The organism is Streptomyces sp. NBC_00996 (assembly GCF_045162675.1).
Lineage (GTDB): Bacteria > Actinomycetota > Actinomycetes > Streptomycetales > Streptomycetaceae > Streptomyces.
On sequence record NZ_CP108723.1, the window covers coordinates 7631998 to 7644165 of the forward strand.

Below are 12168 nucleotides of genomic sequence, written 5' to 3' on the forward strand. Positions count from 1 at the left end.
CCGCAGCCACGAGATGCAGGAAGCCCCGGGCTCTTGGGCGGTTCCTGCAGGCGGCTCCACTTAAGCTGGTTTCATATCCGGGGCAACTTCTCGAAGGGGCGGTACAGGTGAGCGCCAGCAGCACCGCGGCCGGGCAGGTCGAGCACATGCTGCGCCAGGTGACGCCCGGGCGCTACGACGCCTACGAGGCGCTCCTTCGCGCGCTCGCGACCCCGCCGTCCGGCCAGATCTGGATGCTGCTCTGGCACGGCCAGGCCGGTTCCCCGGACGCCCAGTACGGGAACATGGAGGTGGACGGCTTCGGTTACGCGCCCTGTGTCACCTCCGCCCAGGAGCTCTCGGCCAGCGGCTGGAACCGCTCGTACGAGGTCGTCGACGGCCTCGACGTCGCCCGTACCCTGTACCCCGACCACTTCGGCCTCTGGCTCAATCCGCACGCCCCGGGCGGCGGCGTCGGCATCCCCTGGCTGGACCTGCGCCGCATCGCCGCCGGCCTGGAGCGCCAGCCCGCGGGCCCGCTCCGGCTCTCCGAACCGGGCATCGAGATCCCGCAGTTCTACGCCCTCCTCTCGCAGAACGCGCACCGCACCCCGGCCGTGCGCTCGCTGCGCCGCGCCTGGGTGCAGCCTGCGCTCGGGGCGCCGTATCTGGCCATCGGCCTTGACGTGTACGACACTTCGCCGCCCGCCGTCGACTCGGTGCGCGCGATGATGCAGCAGTCCATCGGCGCGGTCCCGGACGGACTCCCCGTCTCGACCGTCGCGATGTCCGACGAGTACGACCCGGTGGCGATGTGGCTGCGGGCCAACGCCCGGCCGTTCTACGACCGCGAGGCGCACGCGGCTCCGGTGCAGGCACCGATGGCGGGCGGCTACGGCTATCCACCGGCCCGCGGCGGCTACTGACCGCGGGACCGGGGCCCGGGGGTCCCGGATCGGGCCCGGCTGTCATCATGACCTCCTGCGCCCGAGTCGCGCCGCCCGCGCCTCGCAGCTGACCTGCGCGGGAGTGGATGTAAGAGCTGAATGTCCGCTTTGAGGGCGATGCGTGCCGAAAGAGTGCTTCGCGGGGCCTTTCGACCCAACTGCCCCCTGTCCGGCCCGCGTTACCCACTGTTCGGATAACGGAATCCCCTTAACCGCATCACGGTTGCGCATACTTTCTCCATCAGGCCTGGCACGTGATCGTGCGGGCACTGAAGACTCCCCACTCAGACATGGGGTCTTCGATCCTGTGAGCGAGTGCAAGTCGAAGGATCAGCCGGGAAACCACTCCGCACCATCTGCGGTCCCTCCCGGCTTGCAAGTGAACCAAGCCGCAGACAGCGGCGGGCGTAGGCCGGTCACCACCGGTCAGAGGGGTCGGGTCACTGTGACCGCACCGATCGAGACCACCGGGGCGGCATCGGAAGCACAGCCGGAGGCCGTGCTTGCCGGTGTCGACAAGGGGCAGATCGAGGGCCGTTCCCTGGGACAGATCGCCTGGACGCGCTTCAAGCGCGACAGGGTGGCGGTCGCCGGCGGTGTCATCGTCGTCCTGCTCATCCTGGTGGCCGTGCTCGCGCGGCCCATCCAGGCGATGTTCGGGCTGGACCCGAACGCGTTCCACCAGGAGCTGATCGATCCCAACACCTCGCTGCCCAAGGGCGGCCTCGGCGGGATGAGCGCGGACCACCCGCTGGGTGTCGACCCGAAGTTCGGGCGCGACATCGCCACCCGCGTCCTGGAGGGCTCCTGGGTGTCGCTGGTGGTCGCCTTCGGCGCCACGATCCTGTCGAACGTGATCGGCGCGATCATGGGCGTCGTCGCGGGCTACTACGGCGGCCGGGTCGACTCCATCATCAGCCGCCTGATGGACACCTTCCTCGCCTTCCCCCTCCTGCTCTTCGCGATCGCCATCTCCGCCACCCTGCAGGGCGGTGCGTTCGGCCTCGAAGGGCTTCCGCTCCACCTGAGCGTGCTGATCTTCGTCATCGGCTTCTTCAACTGGCCCTACCTGGGCCGGATCGTGCGAGGCCAGACCCTGGCCCTGCGCGAGCGGGAATTCGTGGACGCCTCCCGGGGCATGGGCGCCAAGGGCCCGTACATCCTCTTCCGGGAGCTGCTGCCCAACCTGGTCGGCCCGATCATCGTCTACTCGACGCTGCTCATCCCGACCAACATCCTCTTCGAGGCGTCCCTGAGCTTCCTCGGGGTCGGCATCCAGCCCCCGCAGGCGTCCTGGGGCGGCATGCTCAGGGAGGCGGTCACCTTCTACGAGGTCGACCCGCAGTTCATGATCGTGCCCGGCCTCGCCATCTTCGTGACCGTCCTGGCGTTCAACCTGCTCGGCGACGGTCTCCGCGACGCTCTCGACCCGCGCAGCCGCTGAGGCCGGCCGCACCCGAGAGCCCATCAAGTTTCCGACAATGGAGGGGAACCCGCCCATCATGCGAAGGTCAGCGCTGGCCGCAGTTGCGGCCATCGGCTCCGCGAGCCTGCTCGTCGCAGGCTGCAGCAAGGCCGATGACAACAAGAACGACGACAACACCAAATCAGCTGGGGCCAACGCAGCGACCAAGGATGTTGTCAACGCCTCCACGAAGAAGGGGGGCACGGTCACTTACGAGTACTCCGATGTCCCGGACTCCTTCGACCCCGGCAACACGTACTACGCGTACATGTACAACCTCAGCCGGCTGTACGCTCGCCCGCTGATGACGTTCCAGCCCGGCGCCGGCGAGAAGGGCAACACCCTCGTCCCGGACCTCGCCGCGAGCAAGGGCGTCCCGAGCGACGGCGGCAAGACCTGGACGTACAAGCTGCGTACCGGTCTGAAGTACCAGGACGGCTCGGCGATCACGTCGAAGGACGTCAAGTACGCGGTCGAGCGCTCCAACTTCGCGCGTGACGTGCTCTCCCTCGGTCCGAACTACTTCCAGCAGTTCCTCGTGGGCGGCGACAAGTACAAGGGCCCCTACAAGGACAAGAGCGCCAAGGGCCTGTCGTCGATCGAGACCCCCGACGACACCACGGTCGTCTTCCACCTGAAGACCGCGTTCCAGGAGTTCGACTACCTGGTCGCGACGCCGCAGACCGCTCCGGTCCCGCAGGCCAAGGACAACGGCGTCGACTACGTCAAGAACATCGTGTCCTCGGGCTCGTACAAGTTCCAGAGCTACTCCGAGGGCAAGCAGGCCGTCCTCGTGCGCAACGAGAACTGGGATGCGAAGACCGACCCGCTGCGCAAGCAGTACCCGGACAAGATCGTCGTCAACCTGAAGGTCAACGCCGAGACGATCGACAAGGACGTCCTGGCCGGCGACGCGATCGACCTGGGCGGTACCGGTGTCCAGGCCGCCACGCAGGCGCAGGTGCTCGCCTCCGCCGACAAGAAGGCCGACACCGACAACACCTACGGTGGCCGTCTCGTCTACATGGCGATCAACACCAAGGTGAAGCCGTTCGACAAGGTCGAGTGCCGCAAGGCCGTGCAGTTCGCGATCGACAAGGTCTCGGTGCAGACCGCCGAGGGCGGCCCGATCCGTGGTGACGTCGCCTCCACCGTCCTCCCGCCGGACATCCCGGGCTACGCCAAGTCGGACGTCTACGCGTCCGCCGGCAACAAGGGTGACGCGGCCAAGGCCAAGGAGCAGCTGAAGGCCTGCGGCAAGTCGACCATCAGCACCAACATCTCCGCGCGCAGTGACCGCCCGCAGGAGATCGACGCGGCCACCGCGATCATCAACTCGCTGAAGAAGGTCGGCATCAACGCCAGCCTGAAGCAGTACCCGTCGGGCAAGTACTTCACCGACTACGCGGGTGTCCCGAAGTTCACCGAGAAGCAGAACATCGGCCTGATCATGATGCAGTGGGGTGCCGACTGGCCTTCCGGCTACGGCTTCCTCCAGCAGATCCTGAACGGCAGCGCGATCGGCGCCTCGGGTAACACCAACCTGTCGCAGTACGACAACAAGGACGTCAACGCCCTTCTCGAGAAGGCGATCGGCACTCAGGACGACACTGAGCGCAACAGCCTCTACACCGAGATCGACAAGAAGACGATGGATGACGCCGTCCTCGTCCCGCTGACCTACTTCAAGGTTCTGCTGGCCCGCCCGAAGTACGCCACCAACCTGGTGTCCTCGGCGGCCTTCAGTGGTCAGTACGACTACCTCAACATCGGCACCACGAAGAAGTAGCAGCCCCGGAAGGCAGGTGAAGGCATTGGTGCCCGTGGGCTTCGCGGCCCGCGGGCACCAGCGCCGATCCCCGTGATCTCGTACATCCTCCGTCGGACGGCAGCGGCAGCGATCCTGCTGTTGGTCGTCTCCGCGGTCACCTTCGCCATCTTCTTCCTGCTGCCCAGACTGGCCGGCCAGACCGCCGACCAGTTGGCGCAGCAGTACATCGGGAAGAGCCCGTCGAAGGCCGACATCCTCGCGGTCAAGCACAACCTCGGTCTGGACCAGCCCGTCTATGTCCAGTACTGGCACTTCATCAAGGGGATCGTGGGCGGCGCCACCTATGACCTGGGCCCCACCACGGCGCACTGCGACGCGCCCTGCTTCGGGTACTCCTTCAAGACCCACCAGGCTGTCTGGCCGCAGCTCACCTCCCGCCTTCCGGTGACTCTCTCGCTGGCCGCGGGGGCCGCCGTCCTGTGGCTGGTCTCCGGTGTGGTGGTCGGCGTCATCTCCGCTCTGAAGCCGCGCTCGATCTTCGACCGCACCTTCATGGGCGTCGCGCTCGCCGGTGTCTCGCTGCCCATGTTCTTCACGGGCAACCTGGCGTTGCTGCTCTTCACCTACCAGTGGCCGATCTTCGGCCGCACCTACGTCCCGTTCACCGAGAATCCCGCACAGTGGGCCAACACCCTCTTCCCCGCGTGGTGTTCTCTCGCCCTCCTGTACTCCGCCATCTACGCGCGGCTCACCCGCTCGGGCATGCTGGAGACGATGAACGAGGACTTCATCCGCACGGCCCGCGCCAAGGGCCTGCGCGAGCGCAACGTGGTGGTCCGGCACGGACTGCGCGCTGCCCTCACCCCGATCATCACGGTCTTCGGCATGGACCTCGGCCTGCTGCTCGGCGGTGCCGTGATCACCGAGACCGTGTTCTCGCTGCACGGCGTCGGTGAGTACGCGGTCGACGGCATCACCGACAACGACCTGCCCCCCATTCTCGGCGTGACCCTCCTCGCCGCCTTCTTCGTCGTCATCGCAAATCTCCTGGTGGACCTGCTGTACGCCGCCGCCGACCCGCGGGTGAGGCTCTCGTGACCGAACTGTCCAAGACCGGCGCCGCGGTCGGCGAGCCCGTCTCCGCCCCGTCGGACGCGCCGAGCGCCTTCCTCGAAGTGCGCGACCTCAAGGTGCACTTCCCGACCGACGACGGCCTGGTCAAGTCCGTCGACGGGCTCAGCTTCTCGGTGGAGAAGGGCAAGACCCTCTCCATCGTGGGTGAGTCGGGTTCCGGCAAGTCCGTCACCTCGCTGGCGATCATGGGCCTGCACCGGCTCGGCGCGCGCGGCAAGAACGTCCAGATGTCCGGCGAGATCTGGCTGGGCGGCAAGGAACTGGTGAACGCCGACCCGGACGAGGTGCGCAAGTTGCGCGGCCGCGAGATGGCGATGATCTTCCAGGACCCGCTCTCGGCGATGCACCCGTACTACACGATCGGCAACCAGATCGTCGAGGCGTACCGCGTCCACCACAAGGTCGACAAGAAGACCGCGCGCAAGCGGGCCATCGAGATGCTCGACCGGGTCGGCATCCCCGAGCCCGCCAAGCGCGCCGACAGCTACCCGCACGAGTTCTCCGGCGGTATGCGCCAGCGCGCGATGATCGCGATGGCACTGGTCAACAACCCCGAGCTGCTCATCGCGGACGAGCCGACGACCGCCCTCGACGTGACGGTCCAGGCGCAGATCCTCGACCTCATCCGGGATCTGCAGAAGGAGTTCGGCTCCGCCGTCGTCCTCATCACCCACGACCTCGGCGTGGTCGCCGAGATCGCCGACGAGGTCCTCGTGATGTACGGCGGCCGGTGCGTGGAGCGCGGCAGCGTCGACACGATCTTCGAGCAGCCACAGCACCCGTACACCTGGGGCCTGCTCGGCTCGATGCCGCGCATCGACCGGGAGACCTCCGACCGGCTCATCCCGGTCAAGGGCCAGCCGCCGAGCCTCATCAACGTCCCCTCGGGCTGCGCCTTCCACCCGCGCTGCCCGTACGCGGACCTGCCCAAGGGCGACGTCACCCGTACCGTGCGCCCCGAACTGCAGCTGGTCGGCAGCGGGCACTACACCGCCTGCCACCTCTCGCAGGAGGACCGTACGCGGATCTGGACCGAAGAGATTGCGCCGAAGCTGTGAGTGAGACGAAGAAAACGGGCGCCGCCGACGCGGTGGTCCCGCAGCAGGCAGCGGCCCCCGAGGACCGCGCGGACTCCGCGAAGGGCTCGGGCGACCGCGAGGTACTGCTCCGGGTCCAGGGGCTGAAGAAGCACTTCCCCATCCGGAAGGGCGTTCTCCAGCGCCAGGTCGCCGCGGTGAAGGCGGTCGACGGCATCGACTTCGAGGTCCGCAAGGGCGAAACCCTGGGCGTCGTCGGCGAGTCGGGCTGCGGCAAGTCGACCATGGGCCGGGTCATCACCCGCCTCCAGGACCCGACCGGCGGCACCATCGAGTTCGAGGGCAAGGACATCACCTCGCTCAGCGTGGGGAAGATGCGCCCGCTGCGCCGGGACATCCAGATGATCTTCCAGGACCCGTACGGGTCGCTGAACCCCCGGCACACCATCGGCTCGATCGTCTCGGCGCCCTTCCGGCTCCAGGGCGTGGAGCCCGAGGGCGGCGTGAAGAAGGAGGTCCAGCGGCTCCTGGAGCTGGTGGGCCTGAGCCCCGAGCACTTCAACCGCTACCCGCACGAGTTCTCCGGCGGTCAGCGCCAGCGCATCGGCATCGCCCGCGCGCTCGCCCTGAAGCCGAAGCTGGTCGTGGCGGACGAGCCGGTCTCCGCGCTGGACGTGTCGATCCAGGCGCAGGTCGTGAACCTGATGGACGACCTGCAGTCCGAGCTCGGTCTGACGTACGTGATCATCGCGCACGACCTCTCCGTCGTGCGCCATGTCTCGGACCGCATCGCGGTGATGTACCTTGGCAAGATCGTCGAACTCGCCGACCGCACCTCGCTGTACGAGGCGCCGATGCACCCGTACACCAAGGCCCTGATGTCGGCCGTGCCGGTGCCGGACCCCAAGCGCCGGGGTGCCAAGAGCGAGCGGATCCTGCTCAAGGGCGACGTGCCCTCGCCGATCTCGCCGCCGAGTGGCTGCCGCTTCCACACGCGGTGCTGGAAGGCCACGGAGATCTGCAGGACGACCGAGCCCCCGCTGCTCGAGCTGAAGCCCGGTCAGCAGGTCGCCTGCCACCACCCGGAGAACGCCGAGGACCAGGCGCCGCAGGACACGGTGCTGCTGTCGGCGGCGAGGGAAGCGGTGGAGCTGGTGATTCCGGCGCAGTCCTCTGCGGCGGAGCCCGAGACGTCCGAGGAGACTCCGGAGCCGGAGGCCGCCGAGCCGGTGGTCGCAGAGGCCGCTGCCGACGAGGAGACGCCTGCCGAGGCCGAAGCCGAAGAGGCCGAAGCCGAGGAAGCTGACGACGCCGCGGAAGCGGAGACCGAAGCCGCCGAGGCCGAAGCCACCGAGGCCGAAGCCACCGAGGCCGGTAGCTCCGCCGAGGCCGAGACCGAAGCCGCGGAGACGAAGGCCGATGCGGCGGAAGCCGATCGTCAGGAGTCAACCGGCACGTAGGCCATGACGACTTGGCAAAGTCATGAACATGCTCGTGCGGGAGAGTGCAGAGTCTCGCGTGTCCGATAGTTCGGAACACGTTCGAAAGGGACGCTCATGGCACTCTCCCGTTCGGCACGTTTAGGAGCCCTCGCGACCGCGGCGGCCTCCTTCCTCCTCATCGCCGCCTCCTCCGCCCCGACCCCGGGCGCAGACGGCATCGGCGACCCCTACTTCCCGCAGCTCGGCAACGGCGGCTTCGACGCCCGCCACTACGACCTCGATGTGGCGTACAACCCGGACACCGACCGTCTCGACGGCCGTACGACTCTCACGGCCCGCGCGACCCAGAACCTCTCCGCCTTCGACCTGGACCTCCAGAAGCTGGACGTCACGAGGGTCGAAGTGAACGGCAGACGCGCCGACTTCACGCGGTCGGGCGACGAGATCCACATCACCCCGCGCGGTGCCCTGCCCAAGGGCAGGACCTTCACGGTGACCGTCACCTACGGCGGTGTCCCCGAAGCCCTCAACGGCCCCATCATCTTCGGCTCCGACTACGGGTGGATGAAGACCACCGACGGCGTCTTCGTCGCCTGTGAACCCAACGCCGCCTCCACCTGGTTCCCGTCCAGCGACCACCCGTCCGACAAGGCCACGTACGACATCCGCATCAAGGCCCCGAAGGGCTTGACCGGTGTCTCCAACGGCCGCCTCATATCGACGTACGGCAAGGGCGGTCAGACCGTCACGCACTGGCGCGAGAGCAGGCCCATGGCCACCTATCTCGCGACCGCGACCATCGGCAAGTTCGACGTGAAGTCCGGAAAGACCCCCGCCGGGACGCCCATCTACGTCGCCATCGACCCGGTGCTGGCCAACAGCAACAGCGTCGACGTGTACGGCGTCACGGCCGAGGCCACCGACTACTGGTCGCAGGTCTTCGGGCCCTACCCGTTCGAGGAGACCGGCGCGATCGTCGACGACATGCCGGAGGCCGGCTTCTCGCTGGAGGTCCAGTCGAAGCCCGCGTACTCCGCCGTGCGCTCGGAGTCGACCATCGTGCACGAGCTGGCCCACCAGTGGTTCGGCGACTCCGTCTCGGTGGAGCGCTGGAAGGACATCTGGCTGAACGAGGGCTTCGCGACCTACGCCCAGTGGCTGTGGTCCGAGCACAAGGGCATCCGCTCGGCGCACGACTCGTTCGTGGCCGGGTACAACGCGCGGCCCGCGGACTCCGCCTTCTGGCAGATCACGGTCGCCGACCCGCAGCGCGACACCATGTTCGCCTCCGCGGTCTACCAGCGCGGCGCGATGACGCTCCAGATGCTGCGCGAGCGCATCGGCGACACCGCCTTCTTCAAGCTGCTGCCCGCCTGGACGAAGCTGCACCGCTACGGCAACGCGAACACCGCGGACTTCGTCCGGCTCGCCGAGAAGATCTCGGGCCGGCAGCTGGACGACCTGTTCCAGACCTGGATCTACACGACCGGCAAGCCCGTGGTGTAGGCCGCAAGATCTGCCGCGAGCCTTGCTTTGTAAGGTGCACGGCCGTCGGCGGGTGAGAATGTTCGGGTGCTTCAGGAACTGTTCACCCCCTCCGTCCAGCATGTGCTCGACCTCGTCGGGATCTTCGTCTTCGCGATCTCCGGCGCTCTGCTGGCCGTCCGCAAGAACTTCGACGTCTTCGGCATCGCCGTACTCGCCGAGGTCACGGCGCTGGGCGGAGGACTGTTCCGGGACGTGATGATCGGGGCCGTGCCCCCGGCCGCGTTCACCGACCTCGGCTACTTCAGCACTCCGCTGCTCGCCGCTCTGCTCGTCTTCTTCCTCCACCCGGAGGTCGAGCGGATCCAGGTCGCCGTCAACGTCTTCGACGCGGCCGGGCTCGGCCTCTTCTGCGTCGCGGGCACCACGAAGGCGTACGAGTACGGGCTCGGTCTGCCCCAGTCGGCCGCCCTGGGTCTCGCCACCGCGGTCGGCGGCGGTGTGCTGCGCGACGTGCTCGCCAACGAGGTGCCCTCCCTGCTGCGCTGGGACCGCGACCTGTACGCGGTGCCCGCGATGGTGGGCGCCACGATGGTCGTGCTGTGCATCCGCTACGACGTGCTGTCCCCCTTCACCAGCGGGCTCGCGGTGGTCACCGCCTTCGTCCTGAGGCTGCTCGCGATGCGGTACCACTGGCGAGCGCCGCGTGCCTGGCACCGTCGCTCGACGGCGACTGAGCCGGAGACTCCGTAGCCGTCCTGGCTCCCTCGGCCCCGGTGCCGATCTGCTGGGTCAGCCAGCGGAACACCTCCGGGACCTGTGGCCGCCACAGCCCCATGTCGTGGCCGCCCGCGCTCCTCGGCAGCAGCACCACGTCCACGGTCGTCGGCGGCTTCGCGATCTGCTGGAGCGCCGCGCCCGCCTGGTAGCCGTCTCCGGACTCGCCGGAGAAGTAGAGCGCGACCCGCGGCGGAGTGCGGTAGGCGCGCAGCAGCAGGTAGGGGTTGTTCTGTCGGCGCAGCGCCAGGCTCTGCGCGGCGAGGGACTTCCGCTCGCCCATCGGGTCGTTGTAGCCGGACAGACTCGCCGCCGCCCGGTAGCGGTCGGGGTGGGCGACGGCCAGCTTCGTCGCACAGTGCGCCCCCGCCGAGTAGCCGGCGGTCGCCCAGCCATCGGGAGCCGCCTCGGCGCGGAAGTTGTCCGTCACCATCTTCGGCACGTCGATGCTGAGCCAGCTGTCGGCGTTCACGGTGCCCGGGATGTTCGCGCAGCCCGTGTCCACCTTGGCCAGCAGCGTGGTGCGCGGCGCGACCAGGATGAACGGGGCCACCTGGCCGGCACGCATCATCGGCAGCAGTTGCTCGTGCACCTTCAGTGAACCGAACCAGGCCTTGGCCGAGCCCGGGTAGCCCGGCAGCAGCTCCACGACGGGGAACCTCCGGTGTCGGTAGGCGGCTTCGTGGTACTGCGGCGGCAGCCAGACGTAGACCTCAGCGTTCACCCCCGACACCTGGCCCCTGAGCTGGGTGACGCGGACCCCGCCCGCCTGGTGCATGCCGGGACCATCGGCCTGGGTGAACGTCTGCCGGACCTTCGGCAGCTGCTTGAGGGCGATCCCGCCGGTGCCGTCCCTGCCGAGGTCGGCGGCCTGCTGGACGTGGTCGCCCGTGCCGAGGAGGTCGGCCCAGTTGTCGTACAGGGTGTTGGCGTTGTTGACGAGGACGAAGACGAGGGTGACCGCGGTGCCCTGGGTGAACAGCAGCATCAGCAGCCTGGCGGCGCTGCGTACGGGCGCGGGACCGCGGACTCGGGACCAGAGGGCCAGGACGAGGGCGAGGGCGAACAGCGCGATCGCGAAGAAGAGGAACGGCGTCCCGGTGAGGCTCATGTCAACTCAGAGGAGAGACGCGGGCGATTGGTCACGGTCCATAACGGACATTTACCAAGAAATTGCCTAACCCTCACCCGGGATGCCGAGGGGTATCACCTCGCCGCATCAGAAAAAGCTACCGCTTAGTAATTTCTTGTTGTACCGTTCAGGCATGCCAGAAGCAGCTTCGGTACAGGCCCTGCGGGCCACGATCGGCGACAGTGAGTTCGACCGCGACACCGCGGTCACCCTGCGCGAACCCGGCGTCTACGACATCGACCTCTCCGCCGGGTGGACGATCATCAGCGCCGTCAACGGCGGCTACCTGCTGGCCGTCCTGGGCCGCGCGCTCGCGGACGCCCTGCCGCACTCCGACCCGTTCACCATCTCGGCGCACTACCTGACCGCGTCCCAGCCGGGACCGGCGGTCGTCCGCACCGACGTCGTCCGCACGGGGCGGACGCTCTCGACCGGCCAGGCGTCGCTCTTCCAGTGCGACGACGAGGGCCGCGAGGTCGAGCGGATCCGCGTCCTCGCCTCGTACGGCGATCTCGACACCCTGCCCGACGACGTCCGTACGACCGCGAAACCGCCCGCGATCCCGCCGATGGACCAGTGTTTCGGACCGCAGGACGCGCCCGCTCCGGTCCCCGGCAGCTCGGCCATCGCCGACCGGCTGTTCCTCAAGCTCGACCCGTCGACCCTGGGCTGGGCGCTCGGCGCGCCGTCCGGGAAGGGCGAGATGCGGTCCTGGTTCGGGCTCGCCGACGGCCGCGACGCGGACCCCCTCTCGCTGCTCCTCGCGGTCGACGCCCTGCCGCCGACCGCCTTCGAGATCGGTCTGTCCGGCTGGGTGCCGACCGTCGAGCTGACGGTGCATGTGCGCGCCCGTCCGGCACCCGGCCCGCTGCGGGTGTCGATCACCACCCGCAACCTCGCCGGCGGCTTCCTGGAGGAGGACGCCGAGGTGTGGGACAGCGCGGACCGGCTGGTCGCGCAGTCCCGCCAGCTCGCGCGAGCCAGGCTCGGCTGAGTCCC

10 protein-coding genes are annotated in these 12168 nt (G+C 68.4%); 9 read left to right on the forward strand and 1 reads right to left on the reverse strand.

Features of this window, described 5'->3' with window-relative positions:
- Positions 1-107: 107 nt before the first annotated feature.
- The 8 genes from OG390_RS35805 to OG390_RS35840 all read left to right on the forward strand — a co-directional run bounded on the left by OG390_RS35805 (position 108) and on the right by OG390_RS35840 (position 10013).
- The gene (locus OG390_RS35805) at positions 108-905 is read left to right on the forward strand and encodes an enhanced serine sensitivity protein SseB C-terminal domain-containing protein (RefSeq protein WP_406173647.1); all 798 of its coding nucleotides are present in this window, start codon (positions 108-110) and stop codon (positions 903-905) included.
- Positions 906-1371: 466 nt separating this feature from the next.
- The gene (locus OG390_RS35810) at positions 1372-2370 is read left to right on the forward strand and encodes an ABC transporter permease (protein WP_406173649.1); all 999 of its coding nucleotides are present in this window, start codon (positions 1372-1374) and stop codon (positions 2368-2370) included.
- A 37-nt stretch (positions 2371-2407) separates the two neighbouring features.
- The gene (locus OG390_RS35815) at positions 2408-4180 is read left to right on the forward strand and encodes an ABC transporter substrate-binding protein (RefSeq protein ID WP_406173651.1); all 1773 of its coding nucleotides are present in this window, start codon (positions 2408-2410) and stop codon (positions 4178-4180) included.
- A 72-nt stretch (positions 4181-4252) separates the two neighbouring features.
- Complete coding sequence (locus tag OG390_RS35820; RefSeq protein WP_406173653.1) at positions 4253-5260, forward strand: ABC transporter permease; 1008 nt, start codon at positions 4253-4255, stop codon at positions 5258-5260.
- On the forward strand, positions 5257-6354 hold the full coding sequence (locus OG390_RS35825) for an ABC transporter ATP-binding protein (RefSeq protein WP_406173655.1): 1098 nt from the start codon (positions 5257-5259) through the stop codon (positions 6352-6354). The genes OG390_RS35820 and OG390_RS35825 overlap by 4 nt, the downstream gene beginning before the upstream one ends.
- Entirely contained in the window at positions 6351-7793 is a 1443-nt protein-coding gene (locus tag OG390_RS35830; RefSeq protein WP_406173657.1) for an ABC transporter ATP-binding protein, read from the forward strand. Before OG390_RS35825 ends, OG390_RS35830 begins: the two co-directional genes overlap by 4 nt.
- 96 nt (positions 7794-7889) lie before the next feature.
- Positions 7890-9281 (forward strand): M1 family metallopeptidase, encoded by a 1392-nt coding sequence (locus tag OG390_RS35835; protein ID WP_406173659.1) that lies wholly within the window; start codon positions 7890-7892, stop codon positions 9279-9281.
- A 66-nt stretch (positions 9282-9347) separates the two neighbouring features.
- A complete protein-coding gene (locus OG390_RS35840; protein ID WP_406173661.1) occupies positions 9348-10013 on the forward strand; it encodes a trimeric intracellular cation channel family protein in 666 nt (221 codons plus the stop codon).
- Here OG390_RS35840 and OG390_RS35845 read toward each other — a convergent pair.
- Positions 9913-11148, reverse strand: coding sequence for an alpha/beta hydrolase (locus OG390_RS35845; RefSeq protein WP_406173663.1), 1236 nt, complete (start codon positions 11146-11148; stop codon positions 9913-9915). The two genes, OG390_RS35840 and OG390_RS35845, sit on opposite strands and share 101 nt — an antisense overlap.
- Before the next feature lie 154 nt (positions 11149-11302).
- Here OG390_RS35845 and OG390_RS35850 point away from each other — a divergent pair, with 154 nt between their 5' ends.
- Positions 11303-12163: a thioesterase family protein gene (locus OG390_RS35850; RefSeq protein WP_406173665.1), complete on the forward strand. Its 861-nt coding sequence runs from the start codon at positions 11303-11305 to the stop codon at positions 12161-12163.
- The last annotated feature ends 5 nt before the right edge of the window (positions 12164-12168 follow it).

What these genes read in the sequence shown, in the direction of transcription:
- OG390_RS35845 (WP_406173663.1), bottom strand. Translation starts at nt 11,148, where the DNA reads ATGAGCCTCACCGGGACGCCGTTCCTCTTCTTCGCGATCGCGCTGTTC.
- OG390_RS35835 (WP_406173659.1), top strand. Translation starts at nt 7,890, where the DNA reads ATGGCACTCTCCCGTTCGGCACGTTTAGGAGCCCTCGCGACCGCGGCG.
- OG390_RS35815 (WP_406173651.1), top strand. Translation starts at nt 2,408, where the DNA reads ATGGAGGGGAACCCGCCCATCATGCGAAGGTCAGCGCTGGCCGCAGTT.
- OG390_RS35850 (WP_406173665.1), top strand. Translation starts at nt 11,303, where the DNA reads ATGCCAGAAGCAGCTTCGGTACAGGCCCTGCGGGCCACGATCGGCGAC.